The sequence below is a fragment of the Paraburkholderia silviterrae genome (assembly GCF_004353915.1).
GTDB classification, from domain to species: domain Bacteria; phylum Pseudomonadota; class Gammaproteobacteria; order Burkholderiales; family Burkholderiaceae; genus Paraburkholderia; species Paraburkholderia silviterrae.
The window spans coordinates 1-20,497 of the sequence record NZ_SMRP01000052.1 but is presented as its reverse complement, the minus strand read 5'-3'; the positions used below and the strand labels follow the sequence as shown (position 1 = coordinate 20,497).

The 20,497-nt window shown below is 65.1% G+C and carries 17 protein-coding genes; 6 read left to right on the top strand and 11 right to left on the bottom strand.

The genetic code is table 11. The features are described from left to right. Positions 1–101 precede the first annotated feature (101 nt). Positions 102–803 (top strand): response regulator, encoded by a 702-nt coding sequence (locus EYW47_RS39170; protein WP_133200164.1) that lies wholly within the window; start codon positions 102–104, stop codon positions 801–803. 126 nt (positions 804–929) lie between these two features. Here EYW47_RS39170 and EYW47_RS39165 read toward each other — a convergent pair whose 3' ends face one another. Next, positions 930–1,616: an orotate phosphoribosyltransferase gene (locus EYW47_RS39165; protein ID WP_028203433.1), complete on the bottom strand. Its 687-nt coding sequence runs from the start codon at positions 1,614–1,616 to the stop codon at positions 930–932. A gap of 585 nt (positions 1,617–2,201) precedes the next feature. Between EYW47_RS39165 and EYW47_RS39160 the strand changes: the two genes are divergently transcribed. After that, a complete protein-coding gene (locus EYW47_RS39160; RefSeq protein ID WP_205710240.1) occupies positions 2,202–3,416 on the top strand; it encodes an MFS transporter in 1,215 nt (404 codons plus the stop codon). A 377-nt stretch (positions 3,417–3,793) separates the two neighbouring features. Then, positions 3,794–6,079 carry an NADP-dependent malic enzyme gene (locus tag EYW47_RS39155; protein ID WP_133200162.1) on the top strand — a complete coding sequence of 762 codons (2,286 nt, stop codon included), beginning with the start codon at positions 3,794–3,796 and terminating at the stop codon, positions 6,077–6,079. 138 nt (positions 6,080–6,217) lie between these two features. Here EYW47_RS39155 and EYW47_RS39150 read toward each other — a convergent pair whose 3' ends face one another. Then, positions 6,218–9,817, bottom strand: coding sequence for an indolepyruvate ferredoxin oxidoreductase family protein (locus EYW47_RS39150; RefSeq protein WP_133200161.1), 3,600 nt, complete (start codon positions 9,815–9,817; stop codon positions 6,218–6,220). A 411-nt stretch (positions 9,818–10,228) separates the two neighbouring features. Between EYW47_RS39150 and EYW47_RS39145 the strand changes: the two genes are divergently transcribed. Further along, positions 10,229–10,426, top strand: a complete 198-nt coding sequence (locus EYW47_RS39145; protein ID WP_133200160.1) for a hypothetical protein — start codon at positions 10,229–10,231, stop codon at positions 10,424–10,426. A 146-nt stretch (positions 10,427–10,572) separates the two neighbouring features. On the opposite strand, the gene hppD is transcribed toward EYW47_RS39145, so the two are convergent. Continuing rightward, the gene (gene hppD / locus EYW47_RS39140; protein WP_133200159.1) at positions 10,573–11,670 is read right to left on the bottom strand and encodes a 4-hydroxyphenylpyruvate dioxygenase; all 1,098 of its coding nucleotides are present in this window, start codon (positions 11,668–11,670) and stop codon (positions 10,573–10,575) included. A 144-nt stretch (positions 11,671–11,814) separates the two neighbouring features. Between hppD and EYW47_RS39135 the strand changes: the two genes are divergently transcribed. After that, positions 11,815–12,309: an Lrp/AsnC family transcriptional regulator gene (locus EYW47_RS39135; RefSeq protein WP_133200158.1), complete on the top strand. Its 495-nt coding sequence runs from the start codon at positions 11,815–11,817 to the stop codon at positions 12,307–12,309. Between the two features lie 99 nt (positions 12,310–12,408). On the opposite strand, the gene EYW47_RS39130 is transcribed toward EYW47_RS39135, so the two are convergent. From EYW47_RS39130 to paaA, 8 genes are all read right to left on the bottom strand, one after another. Then, positions 12,409–13,074 (bottom strand): GNAT family N-acetyltransferase, encoded by a 666-nt coding sequence (locus EYW47_RS39130; protein WP_133200157.1) that lies wholly within the window; start codon positions 13,072–13,074, stop codon positions 12,409–12,411. Between the two features lie 233 nt (positions 13,075–13,307). After that, complete coding sequence (locus EYW47_RS39125; RefSeq protein WP_133200156.1) at positions 13,308–13,928, bottom strand: TetR/AcrR family transcriptional regulator; 621 nt, start codon at positions 13,926–13,928, stop codon at positions 13,308–13,310. Positions 13,929–13,934: 6 nt separating this feature from the next. Continuing rightward, positions 13,935–14,849 (bottom strand): DUF1835 domain-containing protein, encoded by a 915-nt coding sequence (locus EYW47_RS39120; protein WP_133200155.1) that lies wholly within the window; start codon positions 14,847–14,849, stop codon positions 13,935–13,937. 227 nt (positions 14,850–15,076) lie between these two features. Continuing rightward, on the bottom strand, positions 15,077–16,165 hold the full coding sequence (paaE, locus tag EYW47_RS39115) for a 1,2-phenylacetyl-CoA epoxidase subunit PaaE (protein WP_133200154.1): 1,089 nt from the start codon (positions 16,163–16,165) through the stop codon (positions 15,077–15,079). Position 16,166: 1 nt separating this feature from the next. Continuing rightward, a complete protein-coding gene (paaD, locus tag EYW47_RS39110) occupies positions 16,167–16,694 on the bottom strand; it encodes a 1,2-phenylacetyl-CoA epoxidase subunit PaaD (RefSeq protein WP_133200153.1) in 528 nt (175 codons plus the stop codon). A 53-nt stretch (positions 16,695–16,747) separates the two neighbouring features. Beyond that, the gene (gene paaC, locus EYW47_RS39105) at positions 16,748–17,551 is read right to left on the bottom strand and encodes a 1,2-phenylacetyl-CoA epoxidase subunit PaaC (protein ID WP_133200152.1); all 804 of its coding nucleotides are present in this window, start codon (positions 17,549–17,551) and stop codon (positions 16,748–16,750) included. 8 nt (positions 17,552–17,559) lie between these two features. Next, a complete protein-coding gene (gene paaB, locus EYW47_RS39100; protein ID WP_065061092.1) occupies positions 17,560–17,844 on the bottom strand; it encodes a 1,2-phenylacetyl-CoA epoxidase subunit PaaB in 285 nt (94 codons plus the stop codon). Between the two features lie 30 nt (positions 17,845–17,874). Continuing rightward, the gene (gene paaA / locus EYW47_RS39095; protein ID WP_133200151.1) at positions 17,875–18,873 is read right to left on the bottom strand and encodes a 1,2-phenylacetyl-CoA epoxidase subunit PaaA; all 999 of its coding nucleotides are present in this window, start codon (positions 18,871–18,873) and stop codon (positions 17,875–17,877) included. 265 nt (positions 18,874–19,138) lie between these two features. On the opposite strand from paaA, the gene EYW47_RS39090 reads away from it, so the two are divergent. Beyond that, complete coding sequence (locus tag EYW47_RS39090; RefSeq protein WP_133200150.1) at positions 19,139–20,398, top strand: SGNH/GDSL hydrolase family protein; 1,260 nt, start codon at positions 19,139–19,141, stop codon at positions 20,396–20,398. Positions 20,399–20,497: the final 99 nt, after the last annotated feature.

Genomic DNA, 20,497 nt, shown 5'->3' with positions numbered 1-20,497 from the left:
TTCCTGCCCACACAGGAAGTGACGTATCGGGGGTGTGGGGTTTCCCGGGCAGATAGCCGATCAGAAAGAAAGACAAGCAGGACGGTCTCCACGGAGGGGTAATGCAGCAGCAGCCAATCAGGGTCGTAGTCGCGGACGATCATCCGGTGATCTTGTTCGGCGCGGAGCATGCGCTGCTCAAGTTTCCTGGCATCCAGGTCGTCGGCCGTGCCCGTCAGTCCACCGAACTGATCAAGGCGCTGCAGACCACGCCGTGCGATGTGCTCGTGACCGATCTCGCCATGCCGGGCGGCCAGTACGGCGACGGCCTGCCGCTCATCGGCTATTTGCGCCGCAACTTCCAGGACATTCCCATCGTCGTCCTCACGATGCTCGAAAACGCGGCGCTCCTGAAGCGGCTGGGCGAGCTCGGCGTGATCGCGGTGGTCCACAAGTCCGACGACCTGAGCCATATCGGCCTCGCGGTGCAGCATGTGAGCCGCGGTCTCGAATATATGAGCCCGCAAGTGAAGGTTGCGCTCGAATCGTTGCGCATCAACAGCGGTGGCAAGAACGAGGAAGTGATCCTCTCGAAGCGCGAACTCGAAGTGGTGCGGCTTTTCGTGTCCGGCATGACGATCAAGGAAATCTCCGAAAAGCTCAACCGCAGCATCAAGACGATCAGTACGCAGAAGAACACGGCCATGCGCAAGCTCGGGCTCGATCGCGACTCCGAGTTGTTCCAGTACGCGCAGAGCAATGGCCTGCTCAATCTCTCATCGCATGCGCCCGAAGATGGCGCGGCCGGCGAAGTCGTGTCTTGAGTGCACGGCGCCTCAGCAGGATGTTGCGCGAGGCATGAAAAAAGGCCATCTCCCTTGCGGGCAGATGGCCTTTTTGCTTGAGCGGGGCGCGCTGGCGGGTGAGCGAGGCGTACCGCGTAAGCAGGCTTACTGCGGTGCCGAGGTCGCGCCGCCGTGTGCTGCCGACCATTCGGCCGGTGCGTGCAGGAATTTCTCGACTTCGTCGAGCGTCTTCGTTTCGAAGTAGCCCGATTCCTTGGCGACGCGCAACACGTCCCACCACGTGGCGAGCGCGTGCAGGTCGACGTCGATGTCCTTCAGGACCGAGACGCTTTCCTTGAAGATGTTGTAGTGGAACAGCACGAAGCAGTGGTTCACCTGCGCGCCGGCGGTGCGCAGCGCGTTGATGAAGTTGATCTTGCTGCGGCTGTCCGTGGTCAGGTCCTCGACCAGCAGCACGCGCTGGCCTTCGGTGAGCAGACCCTCGATCTGCGCATTGCGGCCAAAGCCCTTCGGCTTCTTGCGCACATACTGCATCGGCACCATCAGGCGGTCCGAGAGCCACGCCGCGAACGGGATGCCCGCGGTTTCGCCGCCGGCCACGGCGTCGATCTGCTCGTAGCCGACGTCGCGCAGGATGGTGGCCTCGGCCATTTCCATCAGGCCGCGGCGCACGCGCGGATACGAGATCAGCTTGCGGCAGTCGATGTAGACCGGGCTCGCCCAGCCGGAAGTGAAGATGAAGGGCTTTTCGGCATTGAAGTGCACGGCCTTCACTTCGAGCAGCATTTTCGCGGTTGCGTCAGAGATCGTCTGGCGATCGTAGCCTGTCATGGGCGAATCCTTGGATATGAGGTGAGTGCGGGAGGCGGGCGCTCGCATGGGCCCAATGGCGCTGGCACGGCGAATCCGGTTGGCATGCGTCGGAACTCGCGATGCGCGGCCAGGATGGCGTCGATCGTCTGATAGTTGGCTTCAGGCGACTCGCTCGCTCCGGGCGGCTTCTCTTGCGCGCGTAGCCCGGTATTTTACCCGACTTGACGTTCGCCGACGAGTCGCGCTGACGGTGTCTGTCGCAGCGTGCGCCGGATTTGTAGGGTGGGATCGTGGCGCGGCCTGCCTGCAGGCGCCGCTCGCAGGCCGCCTGCACGGCGGCCCGAATGCCCGGCGCCAGGCCATGCGGTTGCGGTTGTGGCTGCGCCGGCCCGCCAGTAAACTCACGCCGGTTTTCGCCAGGCCCGCGCCCAATAGAGGATTGTCCGAATGACCGCCGCTTCTCGCCCCGAACCTCGCCCCGCACGTCGCCCCGAACCGCCTACCGAGACCTCGGGACTCACGCCCGCCGATACCGCCATCGCGCCCGCCGCCATTCCGCACACGAGCGAAAACGCCCATGCGGCGCACCCGAGCGGCCACGCCATGCGCGCGCTCATCGCCTCGGTGCTCGGCTACGCCATGGACGGCTTCGACCTGCTCATGCTCGGCTTCATGCTGCCCGCCATCAGCGCCGATCTGCATCTCTCGGGTGGAGAGGCCGGCTCGCTCGTCACATGGACGCTCGTGGGCGCGGTCGTGGGCGGCATCGTGTTCGGGCTGCTCTCGGACCGCTTTGGGCGCGTGCGCGTGCTCACGTGGACGATCCTCGTGTTCGCGGTCTTCACCGGACTATGCGCACTCTCGCGCGGCTACGCCGACTTGCTCGTGTACCGGACGATTGCCGGCATTGGGCTCGGCGGCGAGTTCGGCATCGGCATGGCGCTGGTCGCCGAGGCTTGGCCCGCCCAGCTGCGCGCGCGGGCGTCCTCGTATGTCGGGCTCGGCTGGCAAGTGGGCGTGCTTGCCGCGGCGCTGCTCACGCCGTGGCTTTTGCCCGTGATTGGCTGGCGCGGCATGTTCGCGATCGGTCTCCTGCCCGCCGTGGTGTCGTTCGCCGTGCGGCGGGGCGTGGAGGAGCCGGAGCTATTCGTCGCGCATCGGGCGCGCATTGCACAGGCTCAAGCGCAGATGCCGGCGCACGAGCGTGGCGCATGGCTGCGCGCGCTCGGCCTGCTGGTCGCCGACGCCCGCACGGCGCGCGCGAGCGTCGGCGTGGCGGTGCTCTGCTCGGTGCAGAACTTCGGCTACTACGGGCTGATGATCTGGCTGCCCGCCTACCTGTCGAAATCCTTTGGCTACTCGCTGACGAAGTCTGGCCTCTGGACCGCCGCGACCGTCGCTGGCATGGCGCTCGGCATCTGGCTGTTCGGCGTGGCCGCCGACCGCTTCGGGCGCCGGCCCGCGTTCCTGTTCTATCAGGTGGGCGCGGTGGTGATGGTGTTCGTCTACGCGCACCTGAGCACGCCATTCGCGCTGCTGATTGGCGGTGCGGCGATGGGCGTGTTCGTGAACGGCATGATCGGCGGCTACGGCGCGCTCATTTCAGAGCTCTATCCGACAGCGGCGCGCGCCACCGCCCAGAACGTGCTCTTCAACATCGGCCGAGCCGTGGGCGGCTTCGGGCCGCTAGCGGTCGGCGCGATGGCGGCCCGCTACTCGTTCACCGCGGCGCTCGGCATGCTGGCGGCGATCTATGTGCTGGACATTCTCGCGACCCTCTTTCTGATTCCTGAACGGCGCGGCGCCGCGCTCGAGTAAGCCCGGAGCGGGCGGGATCGGCGTACGGGGTGCAGGGGTGCAGGGGTGCAGGGGTGCAGGGGTCCTGGGGTGCGGCGCAACGCCGCATCTTGCGCCACATGAGACGGCAGCTGCGGCGCTACATGGGCGGCGCATCACGCTCGTAAGGGGCCGTATGGGGCGCCCCGGAACGCAAGCGCCACGGGCATTTACGGGCGCCACAAATTCCCGGTATCAGTCTTTGACCCGACTCGCCCCAATCATGACGAGGTGTACACTAATCCCCCGCCATTTCGCCCGCGCCGTTTCACCTATGGTTTGGCTGCGAGCGCCGCGCGAACCGGCGGGCCTACGAACATAAAACTTCTCTCGTCTCTCACGTCCTGGCAGGCCCGAAAATGGATGAACAACTGAAGCAAAGCGCGCTCGCGTATCACCAGAATCCGAAGCCCGGCAAGATTTCGGTCACGCCCACCAAACCGCTCTCCAACCAGCTCGACCTCTCGCTCGCGTACTCGCCGGGCGTGGCCGCAGCCTGTGAGGCGATCCACGCCGAGCCGCTCGATGCGCAGAAGTACACCTCGCGCGGCAACCTGGTCGGCGTCGTGACCAACGGCACGGCCGTGCTCGGCCTCGGCAACATCGGCCCGCTCGCGGCCAAGCCCGTGATGGAAGGCAAGGGCTGCCTGTTCAAGAAGTTCGCCGGCATCGACGTGTTCGACATCGAGCTCGACGAGCACGATCCGGACAAGCTCGTCGACGCCATCGCCATGCTCGAGCCCACGCTCGGCGGCATCAACCTCGAAGACATCAAGGCGCCCGAGTGCTTCTACATCGAGCAGAAGCTGCGCGAGCGCATGAAGATTCCCGTCTTCCATGACGACCAGCACGGCACGGCCATCATCGCCTCGGCGGCCATCCTCAACGGCCTGAAGGTCGTGGGCAAGGAACTCGGCAGCGTGAAGCTCGTGTGCTCGGGCGCGGGCGCGGCGGCCATCGCGTGTCTGGACCTGCTCGTGAAGCTCGGCCTGAAGAAAGAGAACATCCTTGTCTCCGACTCGAAGGGCGTGATCTACGAAGGCCGCGGCAATCTCGATCCGTCGAAACAGCGCTACGCCGCCAACACTGACGCGCGCACGCTTGGCGACGCCATCAAGGGCGCCGACGTGTTCCTCGGCTGCTCGAGCGCCGGCGTGCTCAAGCCCGAGATGGTCAAGGAAATGGGCGACAAGCCGCTGATCCTCGCACTCGCGAACCCGGAGCCGGAAATCCGCCCGGAAGAGGCGAAGAAGGTGCGCCCGGACGCGATCATCGCCACGGGCCGTTCGGACTATCCGAACCAGGTCAACAACGTGCTGTGCTTCCCGTTCATCTTCCGCGGCGCGCTCGACGTGGGCGCGACCACCATCACGGAGGAGATGAAGCTCGCGTGTGTGCGCGCGATTGCGGAGCTTGCCGAAGAAACCGACCAGGGCGACGAAGTGGCGAAGGCCTATGAAGGCCACACGCTCGAATTCGGCCCGGACTACCTGATTCCGAAGCCCTTCGATCCGCGTCTCATCATCAAGATCGCGCCGGCCGTTGCACAGGCCGCGATGGATTCGGGCGTCGCCACGCGTCCGATCCTGGACATGGATGCGTACCGCGAGCAGCTCGGCGCGACTGTCTACCGCACGGGCATGGTGATGCGCCCGGTGTTCGCAGCGGCGAAGGCCAACTGCGCACGCATCGTGTTCGCCGAGGGCGAAGACGAGCGCGTGTTGCGCGCCGCGCAGTTCGTGCTCACCGAGAAGATCGCCAAGCCGATCATCGTGGGCCGTCCTTCCGTCGTGGAAATGCGCCTGAAGAAGATGGGCTCGAAGCTGCGTGTGGGCACCGACTTCGAGATCGTCGATCCGGAAGACGATCCGCGCTTCCAGAAGAGCTGGCTGGCGTACCACGAGCTCGGCGCGCGCCAGGGCATCACGCCCGACGTCGCGAAGGCCTCGATGCGCAAGTTCAACACGCTGATCGGCGCGATCCTCGTGCATATGGGCGACGCGGACGGCATGATCTGCGGTCTCGTGAACAGCTTCGACTACCACCTCAAGTACATCGAGCAGGTGCTGGGCAAGGCCGCCGACGCCGACAACTACGCGGCGATGAACCTGCTGATGCTGCCGGGCCGCAATCTGTTCATCAGCGACACCTACGTGAACGAAGTGCCGAGCGCCGAGCAGCTCGCCGACATGACGATCCTCGCCGCGCGCGAGATCGAGAAGTTCGGCATTGCGCCGAAGGTCGCGCTGCTCTCGAGCTCGAACTTCGGCAGCGTGCGCTCGTCGACCTCGCAGCGCATGCAGGCCGCGCGCGAGCTGATCGCGCAACGCGCGCCGCAGCTCGAAGTGGACGGCGAAATGCACGGCGACGCGGCGCTCTCCGAGCTGATCCGCAAGCAGTCGTTCCCGGGCACGACGCTCACGGGCGAAGCGAACCTGCTGATCATGCCGAACGTGGAAGCGGCGAACATCGCGTACAACCTGCTGAAGGTGGTGGGCGGCGAAGGCGTGACGGTGGGCCCGTTCCTGCTGGGCGCTTCCAAGCCCGTGCACATCCTCACGCCGGCGGCGACGGTGCGACGCATCATCAACATGACGGCGGTGGCTTCGGCGAATGCCACGGTGAATAAGGCTGCTGCGCGTTAAGCGCGTTAAGTGCGTGTAGCGGCGAGGCAGTCGAGGCGGAGGCGCGTTGCGGCGCGCCGCCGGCCGCACAAATGAGAAGGGCGCTCCGCTTTCGGCGGAGCGCCCTTCGTTTTTATGGCTTCGTTGCGAAAGCCTTGATCAAGCCGCGTGCCGCGCCGCCCCATTTTCCGGCGAGCGCCACTTCGCGAGCAGCGTTGCCCACTTCGCGCGGGTGGCCTTGAGGTTGTTCTCCTTCACGTGGCCATAGCCGCGAATCGCATCGGGCAGATTCGCGAGCTCGAGCGCGAGCGGGAGGTTCGCCTCGCTCAATCCTCCGATGATTTCGCGCACGAGCGCCTCGTACTCGCCGATCAGCGCGCGTTCGTGGCGACGCTCCTCGGTACGGCCGAACGGATCGAGCGCCGTACCGCGCAGGAACTTGAGCTTCGCCAGCACGCGCAAGGCCGTGAGCATGTGCGGACCGTACTGCTTCTTCAACAGATGGCCCTTGTCGTCGTGCTTCGCGAACGACGGCGGCGCGAGATGGAAGTTGAGCTTCCAGTCGCCCTCGAAGCTTGCCTTCAGCTTCTCGACGAACGCCGGATCGGCGTAGAGGCGCGCAACCTCGTACTCGTCCTTATACGCCATCAGCTTGTGCAGGTTCTTCGCCACGGCAACGGTCAGCGGCTGTCCGTTCAGGCCGCCATCGGGACGATCGAGCTTCGCTTCCGCGCGCCGCACTTCATCGACGAACGCGCGATAGCGTTGCGCATAGGCCTCGTTCTGATACGCGGCGAGATACTGCGCGCGCTTTTCGATGAGCGTATCGAGCGACTTGGGCGTATGCAGCGCGACGATCTTCGCGCCGCCGGCATCGGCGTCCTGCGCGGGCTGCTTCACAAGCCGGTCCACGGCCTCGCGGTCGTGCGCGACGCGCCGGCCCCATTCGAATGCCGCGAGGTTCTTCTCGACCTGCACCGCGTTCAACTCGATCGCGCGCGTGAGCGACTCGTGCGTGAGCGGCAGCCAGCCGCGTTGCCAGGCGTAGCCGAGCACGAACGGGTTCGTGTAGATCGCGTCGCCAAGCAGCGCGAGCGCATAGCGGTTCGCATCGACGGTTGCGACGTTGTCCGTGCCGGCCGCCGCGCGCACGTCGGCTTCGGTGTTGGAGCCCGGGAACTGCCACTGCGGATTCTTGATGAACTCGGCCGTGGGCGTGGGCGCGCTGTTGAGCACCACGTTGGTGGCGCCGGCCTGCATCCGCGATACGCAGTCGTCGCTGGCGGTCACGATGGCGTCGCAGCCAATCACGAGCTTAGCCTCGCCCATGGCGATGCGTGTCGCGTGAATGTCCGTCGGGCGATTGGCGATCTGCACGTGGCTCATCACCGCGCCGCCCTTTTGCGCGAGGCCGGTCACGTCGAGCACGGTCACGCCCTTCGCTTCGAGGTGCGCGGCCATGCCGAGCAGCGCACCGATCGTCACGACGCCGGTGCCGCCTACGCCCGTCACGAGCACGCCGTAGGGCTGGCCGATCGCGGGCACGTCGGGAGCCGGCACGGGCGGCATCGCGTCGCCCACGACACTATTCGACTTCGGCTTGCGCAGCTGGCCGCCTTCGACCGTGACGAAGCTCGGGCAGAAGCCCTTCACGCACGAGAAGTCCTTGTTGCAGGTGGACTGATTGATCTGGCGCTTCGTGCCGTATTCGGTGTCGAGCGGCTCGACCGAGAGGCAGTTCGATTGCACCGAGCAGTCGCCGCAGCCTTCGCAGACGGCTTCGTTGATCACGACACGCTTCGCCGGATCCGGATACGTGCCGCGCTTGCGGCGGCGGCGCTTCTCGGTCGCGCAGGTCTGGTCGTAGATCAGGATGGTCGTGCCGGGGATCTCGCGCAGCTCGCGCTGCATGGCGTCGAGCTGGTCGCGATGGTGGATCGTCACGCCCGGCGCGAGCGTGGTGACGCCTTGGTACTTCTCGGGCTCGTCGGTCACGATCACGATCTTCGCCGCGCCTTCGGAGGCGAGTTGATGCGTGATCTGCGGCACGGTGAGCACGCCGTCCACGGGCTGGCCGCCCGTCATGGCGACCGCGTCGTTATAGAGGATCTTGTAGGTGATGTTCGCCTTCGAGGCGATCGCCGCGCGGATCGCGAGCAGGCCCGAGTGGAAGTAAGTGCCGTCGCCGAGGTTCGCGAACACGTGCTTGTCGTTCGTGAACGGCGCCTGGCCGACCCACGCCACGCCTTCGCCGCCCATCTGGCTGAAGGTGCTCGTGCTGCGGTCCATCCACACGGTCATGTAGTGGCAGCCGATGCCGGCCATCGCGCGCGAGCCCTCAGGCACGTTGGTCGACGTGTTGTGCGGGCAGCCCGAGCAGAACCACGGCTTGCGTTCGGCCTGCACGCGCGGCTTCGCGAGCGCCTTCTCCTTCGCCTCGATCACGGCGACGCGCGCCGCAATGCGCGCGCGCACGTCCGAGGGCATCTCGAACTTGTCCAGACGCGTGGCGATGGCCTTGGCGATGATCGCGGGCGACAGCTCGTAGTGCGCGGGCAGGAGCCAGTTGCCCATCGGCACCGACCATTCGCCGCCGGCGCCGTCCTTCTCGTCGAACTTGCCGTACACGCGCGGGCGCTGCGCATCGGGCCAGTTGTAGAGCTCTTCCTTGATCGCGTATTCGAGGATCTGGCGCTTTTCCTCGACCACGAGAATCTCTTCGAGCCCGCGCGCAAAGGCATGCGCGCCCTGCGCTTCGAGCGGCCACACGCAGCCCACCTTGTAGAGGCGCAGGCCGATGCGCGAGCAGGTTTCGTCGTCGAGGCCGAGGTCGGTGAGCGCCTGGCGCACATCGAGATAGGCCTTGCCGCCGGTGATGATGCCAAAGCGCGCATGCGGCGAATCGATCTCGATGCGATCGAGCTTGTTCGCGCGCACGTAGGCGAGACCCGCGTACCACTTGTAGTCGAGCAGACGCGCTTCCTGCACGAGCGGCGGATCGGGCCAGCGGATATTCAGGCCGCCCTCGGGCATCGCGAAGTCTTCCGGAAGGATGATCTGGGTGCGATGCGGATCGATCTCCACCGACGCCGACGATTCGACCACGTCGGTCACGCACTTCATCGCGACCCAGAGGCCCGAGTAGCGGCTCATCGCCCAGCCGTGCAGGCCGAAGTCGAGATATTCCTGGACGTTCGAGGGGAACAGCACCGGCAGGCCACAGGCCTTGAAGATGTGCTCGGACTGGTGCGCGAGCGTGGACGATTTGGCGGCATGGTCGTCGCCGGCGAGCACGAGGACGCCGCCGTGAGGCGACGAGCCGGCGGAATTGCCGTGCTTGAAGACGTCGCCGCAGCGATCGACGCCGGGGCCCTTGCCGTACCACATCGAAAACACGCCGTCGTATTTCGCCGATGGGTACAGGTTCACCTGCTGCGAACCCCATACGGCGGTCGCGGCGAGGTCTTCATTGACGCCGGGCTGAAATACGATTTGATGGGCGGCGAGATGCTGCTTCGCCTTCCAGAGGGACTGATCGAGGCCGCCCAGCGGCGAGCCGCGATAGCCTGAGATGAACCCCGCGGTATTGAGACCGGCGGCCTTGTCGCGTTCCTGTTGCAGCATCGGCAGACGCACCAGCGCCTGGATGCCGCTCATGTACGCGCGACCGCGTTCGAGGGTGTATTTATCGTCGAGCGTGACGGAAGCGAGTGCGGCTTCGAGCGAAGCGCGCTGACCTGCGTCTAGCGGGGCATTCATTATGTGTCTTCCTCCATCCAACCAATCCGTTGTGGGATCGCCAGAACTTCAAGGCCTCAGCGTCTTGTGAACGCGTCGGCCGGGGCTCGCCATCATGGCTTCTTTTAATCGATGGTAGCACTCGGGCAAACCCGCCGCCTCCACGGGAAACCCTGCATGAATCGTGCGAGTCCATGTGCGCTGTCAGGTTTGATGCGTCAGTCTCGTAAGAGCCCTGAAGGGCCTGTGTAACAAAGGATGTGTCGGAATGAGGTATGAGGTAACAGCATGTAAAAAATGCACTGCGGCGGAACCGCTCTTGAATATCCTGTCTAACTTCCTCATCTGTGCGAACCGCGACGCGCCCCGATCCATTCAGGGTGCGAACGTGGCATTGCCCAGTGACAGGCAGTCTGAAAAAAGGAGTACCGCATGAACAATCGACATATCCAGACCTTTCTGACGGTCTCGGCTGCGTTCTTCGCCATGAGCGCGCCGCTGCATTCGAATGCCCGCACCCAGGGCGGCACGAGTGCATCGACCGCGTGCGCGCAGTACACGCTGTGCGCGAAGGCTGACTCGAGCGCCGCCGTCCCGTCGGCGCAGGGCGAGCGGAGCGCCAAACGTTAATCCTGATGCCGCGCTGATCCGCGCAGCATTCCATTCATTCGAATCCGTTGCCGGGGTGTGCGGCTGCGGATTCCAAAGCTAAAAAGGGCGAAGATCGTGCGATCTTCGCCCTTTTTGCATCATGAAAACGCGAGCTTCCGCGAAGCTCAGGCCTTGTCTTTCACCACGCCGCGGCGGATCTGGTCGAGCTCGATCGATTCGAACAGCGCCTTGAAGTTGCCTTCGCCGAAGCCCTGATTGCCCTTGCGCTGGATGATCTCGAAGAAGATCGGGCCGATCTGGTTCTCCGTGAAGATTTGCAGCAGCAGGTCCTCGGGCATCCCGTCGATGAGGATCTTGCGCTTTTTCAGCTCGTCCAGCGGCTCGCCGTGGTTCGGAATGCGGCGGTCGACGAGCTCGTAATACGTGTCGATCGTATCGAGCAGCGCGATCTGCGAGGCGCGCAGGCCATCCACCGTGCGGTAGATGTCATTGCTGCCGAGCGCGATGTGCTGAATGCCTTCGCCGTGGTACGCGTCGAGATATTCCTGGATCTGGCCGGCCGTTTCGCCGCCTTCCTCGTTGATCGGAATGCGGATCTTGCCGCAGGGCGAGGTCATGGCCTTCGACTTCACGCCCGTCACCTTGCCTTCGATGTCGAAGTAGCGGATTTCGCGGAAGTTGAAGAGGCGTTCGTAGAACTCCGCCCATTCGTTCATGCGGCCGCGGTGCACGTTGTGCGTCAGGTGGTCGATATAGGTGAGGCCGTGGCCGACCGGATTTTGATCGGCGCCCGCAATCGGCTCGAAATCGACGTCATAGATGCTGATGTCGCCGATGCTGCCCGGCGCCGCGCCGTTCTTGCCGCGCCAGCGGTCGACGAAATAGATGAGCGAATCGCCGATGCCCTTGATGGCCGGAATGTTCAGCTCCATCGGGCCGGTCTTGTTGTCGAAGCCCCATGCGCCCAGTTCGAGCGCGTGCTTGTAGGCCTTGGCGGCGTCCTGCACGCGGAACGCGATTGCGCAGATCGACGGGCCATGCAGGCGCGTGAAACGCTGCGCGAACGAATCCGGCTCACCGTTGACGATGAAGTTGATGTCGCCTTGACGGTAGAGCGTCACGTCCTTGTGGCGATGGCGCGCCACGGCGGTGAAGCCCATGTTCTCGAACAGCTTGCCGAGCGCCTTCGGGTCCGGCGCGGTGTATTCGATGAACTCGAAGCCGTCGGTGCCGACGGGATTCTCCCAAGTGGGGATATGCATGGCTGTCTCCTATGTCGATCGCGGGATGCTGATGTCGTGCGGCAAAGTGTAGCTGTCCAGATTGGGAGAAAACTTGCGAGTTGGGTCGCTCGTTCGGCTATTTGCGCTATAAACTGCCTTCATCGATACATCGGGTGGCAGAAAATGGCGAACATCGAACTGGACGCAATCGACCGGCGGATTCTGGCGATCCTTCAGGAGAATGGCCGGCTATCGAATCAGGAAATCGCCGAGCGCGTGAATCTCTCGCCCAGCCCGTGCCTGCGGCGCATCCGGCGGCTCGAGGAGATCGGTGTGATACGCGGCTATGTCGCGCTGCTCGACGCGCAGAAGCTGGGGCTCGACCTGCTGGCCTACGTGAACGTGCGGCTGGAAAAGCGCGGGCCCACGGCGGCGGGGCGCGAAGGGGTCACGCACGCGGAGCTCTTTCGCGCGGCGGTGCAGACCTGGCCGGAAGTGGTGGCGTGCCACGCGATGACGGGCGACATGGATTTCCTGCTGCGCGTGCAGGTGGAGGACATGGCGCACTTCTCGCGCTTCGTGCAGGACCAGTTGCTGCATCATCCGTCGGTGATCGACGTGAAGTCGAGTTTTTCGCTCCAGACCTTCAAGGAAACGACGGCGCTGCCTATCTTGTGAGATTCGCTGTGATCTCGCGGACGATGAGCGCGCCGCCCAGACGTGAAAAAAGCGGCCGAAGCCGCTTTTTTCAATTTACTTCACCCAATGGGGCAGGAGTCATGCCGCGACCGCTTGGGGGAGGATCGTTTCGATCAGCCGGCTCGCCTGGCGGGCCTGGCGCTTGAGCGCATAGTCGAACACGGCGGCCTGCTCCTGGAGCATTTCCGCGATGATGCTGCTCTGGTCGGCGGGTTCGAGCGAGAGATACGCGTCGGCTTCACCGTAGGCGTACTCGATCTTCATGCCCGACTTCTTCGCGATATGCATCATCGTGGCATTGCGCGACAGACAGTGCATGTAGAGCGTGGTGACGTGCGTGTTGCGGCTGCGGATAGCGGCACGTTCGAACAGCTTCGTGCCGATGCCCTGGCCGCGCGCGCTTTCGAGCACGGAGACGCCGAATTCCGCAGTGCGGCCGTTGCCGTCCGCCGGCAGATAGGCCAGATGGCCAACGCCCACGAGCTGAAGCTGATGGTTGAACACGCCGAACACGGTGTCGCGCGTGAAGTCCATCGAGCGGACGTAGTTCTCGATCACGTGGTCTGGTGCGGCCTGGCCGAAGCGCAGGAGGCGGTCCTCGGTGTCGAGTGCGAGGAAGTGGCTGAGCAGGCGTTCGCGGTCGGCGGAGGTGAGGACACGCACCATGGCAGGCGAATGACCGGACGTCAGCGAGCGGCCGGACGGCAGGATCGGCTCATTGGCTGGGGTCGGATGCTTGTTCATGATGGGTTCTCCTTAGAATGCGAGGTACGGCGCACTCATGATGCGCCGCAAAACGAATTCTAGCGGAAACCCTGGGTGCGATCTAGGGAAAACCCGTATTCCGGATCTGAGAGTGGCGTCTAATTAGTAAGATTTCAAACGCAAGTTATTGATTTAAAATGATTATGTTTTTTGGATAGCTTGACGCGTCAACTGTTGCGTCGACACATCTTATTGCGCCGCATCAATTCGATCTAAAAATTCGGCACCTGTCCGGCCACCTTCAGGCCGTGGTCGATCACCTCGATGACCTGCTCGGCGAAGTCCTGGTAGGCCATGCGGCCGCCCGGCTTGAGCCAGGTGAAGGTCCAGTTGATCATGCCGAACACCATCATGGTCAGCGACGTCTGGTTCTCCGCCGTGACGCGGCCCGGGTAGGCACGTGCGAGCTGGCGCGTGAACGCGGCGACCACGTCGCGCTGCCGGTTCAGAATGATCTCGCGCTGTGCATCGACGAGATACTTCACGTCGTTGAGCAGGGCCACATGACGGCTGTGCGAGGTCTCGTATTCGGCGAGGAACGCGCGGATCAGCTCGGCGAATGTCTCGCGCTCGTCGAGGCCCCGCCGCTGGCTGGCACCCTCCACCTCGGCGATGATCAGCATCAGCCGCTTCGTGTAACGGTCGAGCAGATCGAAGAGGATGGCTTCCTTGCTCTCGTAATAGTGGTAGAGGCGTGCCTTCGACGTTCCGCTCGCCGCCGCGAGATCGGACATCGACGTGCTCGGGTAGCTCGTTTGCGCGAACTTGGCGGCTGCGAGCTCGAGGATCTGGTCGCGTTGCGTTTCGTGGTCGGGCGCTCGGGTGCGTGCCATGGAATGTCAGCGGGAAAGGGAAAGAGAGGCCGCGGCGTGCGGGAGCGCGGGGTGCGCGGCGCTCGATCGATGGGATGTCGTTGCTGTGACGGTTTCGGTGGCGCTCGCACGTGCGGCGCACATGTCTTCGCGCAGGCGCAGTTCACCCGCCGCGGCCAACTCGCGCAGGCGCCAGATCACCGCCGGCTCGCCGACCGTGAAACCCGCGCCGCCACGCACGAGCGCTGCGCCGAGCGTGTCGCATGCGAGCCAGGGCGCGCTGGCCGCACCGGCCGCGTCGGGCGTGGTGCCGGTTGGCAGTGCCGCGCCAAGGATCTCGAGGATCAGTGCATCCAGGTCGGCCCAAGTACCGCTCGTGAACGTATTGTCGCGCCAGCGCCGCGTCTCGCCGTTGGCGAATTTCGCTTCTTGCCATTCGAGCGCGAGCCGCGTGATTCGCAGCACCGAAATCGGCGCGGCGTCCGGCAGACGCGCCTGCAGGCGTAGCGCGGCAGCGTCGGGCGGGCCGCACAGCTCATCGGCCGCGAGGCGCACCTCGTTCAGGCGCTGCGGCGCATTGCGCAGCCGGTAGCAGACGCGCCGTAGTGCGAGCTGGTCGGCGGCGTCGTGCGTGTGCCAGATCACCACGTGGGCGTCCGTGGACGCTACGGCGGCAAGCGCCGCGCAGTCGTCCCGCGCGAGCGTCTCGGGCACGCCGCCAAGGCGTTGCCAGAAAGCCGCGCGCTGCGTGGCGCCCGGGTCTCCCGCCTCGTCGATGTCGCGCAGCGGGCCGACCGTCAGGTCGTCGGCCAGCGCGATCACGCGCTCTGCCGGTCCCGCTGCGGGGGCGGCTTCGCCGCGGCGCGAGGCTTCACGGGCCTGGAGGGCCTGACGCAGCGCGGCCGCTGCCGGCTCGCTGTGGATGAGGTGGATCGTGGTCATCGACAACTCGTTGCGTTCACCTTGAACGCCGAAGACGCCTGAAAGCGTGCAAAAGACAAAAGGGGCCGCCCGCGGATGTGCAGCGCTGCGCTGCAACACCGGCGGGCGGCCCCTAGTGTAAGCGGATCGCCGGAGGGCCGAAAGCGTGTCGTTGCTCTAAGGGGTATTCCTGATGCCGCGTAGTATCGGATGGCGTCGCCGTGTGCGAAGCGGCTCCGCCGTATTCGTTAGCGCTCGTCGAAGCTCACCACCACGCGCTCGCTGACCGGGTGGCATTGGCAGGTGAGCACGAAACCGTCCTTCACTTCCTGCTCTTCGAGCGTGTAGTTCTTGTCCATCTTCACTTCGCCCTCGAGCACCTTCGCGCGGCAGGTGCAGCACACGCCGCCCTTGCACGCGTACGGAAGCGCAAGTCCCGCTTTCAGGCCCACGTCGAGCAGGCTCACGCCCTCGTAGGGCAGGCGCAGCTTGCGCTTCTTGCCGTCGATCACGATCTCGAGGTCGGCGGCCGGCGTGCCCTCGGTGATCTCGACCGCCGGCACGCCTGCTTGCGGCAGCGGAGAGCCGAAGCGCTCGACGTGCACCTTGGCCTGCGGCACGCCCGCTTCCTTGAGCGCGGCCTCGGCGGCGTCCATCATCGGCGCCGGGCCGCAGATGAACGCTTCGTCGATTTCGTCGGCCGGCAGCAGCGTTGCGAGGAACTCCGCACATTTGGCCTGATCGAGCACGCCGTTGAAGAGCTCGACGTCCTGGAGGTCGTCGGAGAGCACGTGGTAGAGCCGGAAGCGGTCCATGTACCGGTTCTTCAGGTCTTCCAGCTCTTCGGCGAACATGATCTGGTCGACGCTGCGATTGCCGTAGACCAGCGTGAAGGCGCTGCGCGGCTCCGCTTCGAGTGTCGTCTTGATGATCGCGAGCACCGGCGTGATACCCGAGCCGCCCGAGAACGCCACGTAGTGATTGCCGTGCTCGGCGTTCAGGTGCGTGAAGAAGCGCCCGTCGGGTGTCATCACGTCGATTTCGTGGCCCGGCGCGAGCTGATCGAACGCGAAATTCGAGAAACGCCCACCGCGCACGCGCTTGATGCCGATGCGCAGCTCGCCGTCGCGGTCGTAGTCGGTCACGCCGACGCAGATCGAGTAAGAACGGCGCGTCTCCTCGCCCTCGATGTGGGTCTTGAGCGTGACGAACTGCCCCTGGGTGAAGCGATACGCGTCGCGCAGCTCGGGCGGGACTTCGAAAGCGACAGAGACCGCGTCCGCGGTTTCGGGCCGCACTTCGCGGATGCGCAGCGAATGGAATTGCGGAGTGGCCATATCAGTACGGTTTGAAGTAGTCGAAGGGTTCGCGGCAGTCGATGCAGCGGTAGAGTGCCTTGCACGCGGTCGAGCCGAATTGCGCGAGGCGCTCGGTATGGTGCGAGCCGCAGTGCGGACAGGCGGGCGCGGGCAGCGGTTTCGGCATGAACGTGATCGGCTGCTCGCTGGCGGGCACGCCGCTGCCGCAGTTGCCCGTGGGCGGAGCGATGCCGTAGGCGCGCAGCTTTTCGCGCGCTTCGTCGGTGATCCAGTCGGTGGTCCACGCCGGCGAGAGGGTGGTCGCGATGCGGTACGGCGCAAGCTCGGCGACGTCGAGCGCGTGAGCGACATCCTCGGCGATCTGCGACATCGCCGGGCAGCCCGAATAGGTGGGCGTGATGACCACTTCGATCTGGCCGTCGGCGGCGCGGCGCACGTCGCGCAGGATGCCCAGTTCGCGGATCGACACGACCGGGATCTCCGGATCGGGGACCGTTTCCAGCACTTCCCAGGCGCGTTCGAGCGCGTGATCAGCTGTCGCTTGCATCGTGACTTCCTCTTTTCCTGCGGGTGGCTGCGGTTCGGAAACTGCGCGCGTGCTTACCAGCGTGCGTCCGGATGCTGGCGCGCGAGGCTCTGCATCTCGGCGAGCACGAAGCCCATGTGTTCCGAGTGCTCGCCGAGCTTGCCGGTCGTGACGTGCTTGACCTGCGCGGGCACGGTGAGCGTCGCTTCCTCGAACGCCGCTTCTACGTCCGCGCGCCACGTGGCTTCGAGCTGCGCGGCGAGCGGTGCGATGCCGGCTTCGGCAACGGCGGCTTCCACGGCATCGGTGCTGAAGAACTCGCGCGTGTACGGCATGAGCCAGTCGAGCGCGTCCTGCGCGCGGCGATGCGATTCATCGGTGCCGTCGCCGAAGCGGATCAGCCACTCGCGCGCGTGGTGCACGTGGTAGCGCGTTTCCTTGATCGAGCGCTCGGCGATCGCGGCCAGCTGCGGGTCGGCGGAACGCAGCAGCGCGGTCCACAGATGCGCCATCAGCGAGGCGTAGAGGAAGTTGCGCACGATCGTCACGGCGTAGTCGTTGGCCGAATGCGTCGTGCCGGCGAGCGGGCCGAAGTGCGGCAGCTCGGCGAGCGTGTAGTTCGCGAACTCGCGCTCGGCGCGGAAGTAGGCGTAATCGTCCTCGGTGCGCTCGCGGCCGGTGAGCGCCTTTTCGAGCGTCGCGGCGTGCGTATAGAGCAGGCGCGCCTGACCGATCAGGTCGAGGCTCATGTTGGCCAGCGCGATGTCTTCTTCGAGGATCGGGCCGTGACCGCACCATTCCGTGTTGCGCTGACCGAGGATCAGCGCCGTATCGGCGAGGCGCAGCACGTACGCGAGATGTTCGGGCGTGGGATTCATGGCGCTCATTACATGTGGTTGACTTCGTCGGGCAGCGTGTAGAACGTCGGGTGGCGATAAATCTTGTCGCCGGCCGGCTCGAAGAGCTCAGCCTTCTCGCTCGGATCCGACGCCGTGATCGCCGCCGACGGCACCACCCAGATGCTCACGCCTTCCTGGCGGCGCGTGTAGACGTCGCGCGCCATGCGCAGCGCCATCGAGGCGTCGGCGGCGTGCAGGCTGCCGCAATGCTTGTGGTCGAGGCCCTGCTTGCTGCGCACGAACACTTCCCAGATCGGCCATTCCTTGTTCATCGTGGATCTCCTTCCTGATTCCAATATTGGTTACGCGGCGTGCTTTTCGGCGCGCTGACGCTGCTTTTCGGCGTGGGCGAGGGCGGCTTCGCGTACCCACGCGCCTTCGTTGTGCGCCTTCACGCGCGTGCCGAGACGCTCGCGATTGCACGGGCCGTCACCGTTCACGACGCGCCAGAATTCTTCCCAGTCGATCGTGCCGTAGTCGTAGTGGCCGCGCGCTTCGTTCCATTTCAGATCGGAGTCGGGGAGCGTGACGCCGAGCACCTTGGCCTGCTCGACCGTGGCATCGACGAACTTCTGACGCAGATCGTCGTTCGAGATGCGCTTGATGCCCCACCTGGCCGACTGGTTGCTGTGGACCGAATCGGCGTCGCTCGGGCCGAACATCATCAGCACCGGCCACCACCAGCGGTTCACGGCCTGCTGGACCAGCTCGCGCTGAGCCTCGGTGCCCTGCATCATGGCGAGCAGGGCGTCGAACCCCTGGCGCTGATGGAACGACTCTTCCTTGCAGATGCGGATCATCGCGCGTGCATACGGCCCGTAGGTGCAACGGCACAGCGGGATCTGGTTCATGATCGCGGCGCCGTCGACGAGCCAGCCGATCACGCCAACGTCGGCCCACGTGGGCGTCGGGTAATTGAAGATGCTCGAGTACTTCGCCTTGCCGGCGTGGAGTGCGTCGACCAGTTGGTCGCGCGAGACGCCGAGCGTTTCCGCGGCGCTATAGAGATAGAGGCCGTGACCCGCTTCGTCTTGCACCTTGGCGAGCAGGATCGCCTTGCGCTTGAGGCTTGGCGCACGCGAGATCCAATTGCCTTCCGGCAGCATGCCGACCACTTCCGAGTGCGCGTGCTGCGAAATCTGGCGCACGAGCGTCTTGCGGTAGGCTTCGGGCATCCAGTCTTGCGGCTCGATCTTGCCGTCCGCTGCCATGATGGCGTCGAACTGCGCTTGCTCTGGCGACGCCGCGTCCGCGTCGAGCGGGGCGACATTGCCGGGAATGTCGAGGGATTGCGTGTACATGAAGACGCTCTCGTCGGTGTTGGGTATGGCGCAGTATAAACCAACCGACCGGTCGGTAAATCAATTTTTTGCGCCTGATCAAAAAGGGCCTGAATGGGGCCGGACATCGGTGCTTCGCTCCTGAGTTTTAGTGGATCGACAGCCGGTTATCGCGGATTTTCCGCGGAGCTCGCGTCGTCGTCTTTGTCAGGGCGATGGAAGGTCTCGGTCCGACCTCTGGGGCACAATGGGCGCTTTGCTCGCTTACTTCCTCACTCGCTCCCGGATGAAGATTTCCCTTGCCCCCATCGCGGCCGGCGCCGCGTTGCTCGTCTCGTTCGCCTTTTCCGCACCGGCCCTCGCCGAACAGCCTTCCGGCGCCCCATGGGTGACGAGCTGGGCGACGGCGCTCCAGTCCATCCCCCAGCGCGAGGCGTTGCCGCCGCTCTATCGCGCTCCGGACGTTGCCGGGCGTACGGTCCGGCAAATCGTCTATCCGACGCTTGGCGGCGAGCTCGCCCGCGTGCATATCAGTAATCTCTATGGGCGCACGCCGCTCGTGATCGAGGCAATGGCGATTGCGCCTTCGGCCGGCGGTGCGGCGATCGGCGGGGCGGAGACGGTGCGGGTGACATTTGGCGGACGTGCGATGGTGTCGTTGCCGCCAGGTGCCGAGCTCGATAGCGATCCAGTTCGGATCGGCCTGAAGCGTGGGGCGCCGTACGCAATCAGCACCTATATGGGGCCGCAGCAGAATATGGTCGCGTGGCATCGCGTGGCAAGCCAACTGAATTATGTGTCCCGGCCTGGCGATCACGTGGCCGATCCGTCGACCGGTGCGTTCACGCAGCGCTTCACGCAATACGCGTGGGTGACGGGGCTGGCGGTCGAGGCGCCGGGGGCGTCGACGATTGCTGCGATTGGCGATTCCATCACCGACGGCATGCGCTCGTCGCTCAACGAGAACCGGCGCTGGCCGGATGCGCTGGCGCGCCGTCTCGCGCGCGAGCAAGGCGCCAATCTGGCCGTGATCGACATGGGGATCAGCGGCAATCGGCTGCTGAGCGATTCGCCGTGTTATGGCGAGGCGCTCGAGCGCCGCTTCGAGCGTGACGCGCTGCGCCCGGGCGTGCGGACGGCTGTGCTGCTGATCGGCATCAACGACATCAACTTCCAGGCGATGCCGCCGCGCTCGGGCCTCGACTGCGATTTCCCCCATACGCGCGTGAATGCTGATGACCTGATCGCCGGGTACAGGCGCGTGATTGCTGCGGCGCATGCGCGCGGCGTGCGCATCTTCGGCGCGACGCTCACGCCGGCATCGCTGCCGCCGGAACGCGAAGCGATCCGTATGAAGGTGAACGAGTGGATCCGCACGAGCCACGCGTTCGACGGGGTGGTGGACTTCGATGCGGCGTTGCGCAACCCTGCCGATCCGCTGCGCCTGCGCCGCGAATACGACAGCGGCGATCACATTCACCCGAGCGACGCGGGCTACGAGGCGATGGCGAATGCTGTGCCGCTGGCGGCGCTGGCCGGCGAGTAATGAATTCGCTCGGAGGGGGCTTGCGCATCGGCTTCGCTAGCGCTAAGATTCGCCCCCTTCGCTTCCTGCAGTACCGGCAGCGAAGGCCCGCCGCGAGAA

Bases quoted from the DNA above. Each gene is read 5' to 3' on its own strand.
- EYW47_RS39090 (WP_133200150.1), top strand. From the start codon at position 19,139: ATGAAGATTTCCCTTGCCCCCATCGCGGCCGGCGCCGCGTTGCTCGTC.
- EYW47_RS39125 (WP_133200156.1), bottom strand. From the start codon at position 13,928: ATGGCACGCACCCGAGCGCCCGACCACGAAACGCAACGCGACCAGATC.
- paaE (WP_133200154.1), bottom strand. From the start codon at position 16,165: ATGGCCACTCCGCAATTCCATTCGCTGCGCATCCGCGAAGTGCGGCCC.
- paaD (WP_133200153.1), bottom strand. From the start codon at position 16,694: ATGCAAGCGACAGCTGATCACGCGCTCGAACGCGCCTGGGAAGTGCTG.
- EYW47_RS39135 (WP_133200158.1), top strand. From the start codon at position 11,815: ATGGCGAACATCGAACTGGACGCAATCGACCGGCGGATTCTGGCGATC.
- EYW47_RS39155 (WP_133200162.1), top strand. From the start codon at position 3,794: ATGGATGAACAACTGAAGCAAAGCGCGCTCGCGTATCACCAGAATCCG.
- EYW47_RS39160 (WP_205710240.1), top strand. From the start codon at position 2,202: ATGCGCGCGCTCATCGCCTCGGTGCTCGGCTACGCCATGGACGGCTTC.
- EYW47_RS39165 (WP_028203433.1), bottom strand. From the start codon at position 1,616: ATGACAGGCTACGATCGCCAGACGATCTCTGACGCAACCGCGAAAATG.
- paaC (WP_133200152.1), bottom strand. From the start codon at position 17,551: ATGAATCCCACGCCCGAACATCTCGCGTACGTGCTGCGCCTCGCCGAT.
- paaB (WP_065061092.1), bottom strand. From the start codon at position 17,844: ATGAACAAGGAATGGCCGATCTGGGAAGTGTTCGTGCGCAGCAAGCAG.
- hppD (WP_133200159.1), bottom strand. From the start codon at position 11,670: ATGCATATCCCCACTTGGGAGAATCCCGTCGGCACCGACGGCTTCGAG.
- EYW47_RS39150 (WP_133200161.1), bottom strand. From the start codon at position 9,817: ATGAATGCCCCGCTAGACGCAGGTCAGCGCGCTTCGCTCGAAGCCGCA.
- EYW47_RS39170 (WP_133200164.1), top strand. From the start codon at position 102: ATGCAGCAGCAGCCAATCAGGGTCGTAGTCGCGGACGATCATCCGGTG.
- EYW47_RS39130 (WP_133200157.1), bottom strand. From the start codon at position 13,074: ATGAACAAGCATCCGACCCCAGCCAATGAGCCGATCCTGCCGTCCGGC.
- paaA (WP_133200151.1), bottom strand. From the start codon at position 18,873: ATGTACACGCAATCCCTCGACATTCCCGGCAATGTCGCCCCGCTCGAC.
- EYW47_RS39145 (WP_133200160.1), top strand. From the start codon at position 10,229: ATGAACAATCGACATATCCAGACCTTTCTGACGGTCTCGGCTGCGTTC.
- EYW47_RS39120 (WP_133200155.1), bottom strand. From the start codon at position 14,849: ATGACCACGATCCACCTCATCCACAGCGAGCCGGCAGCGGCCGCGCTG.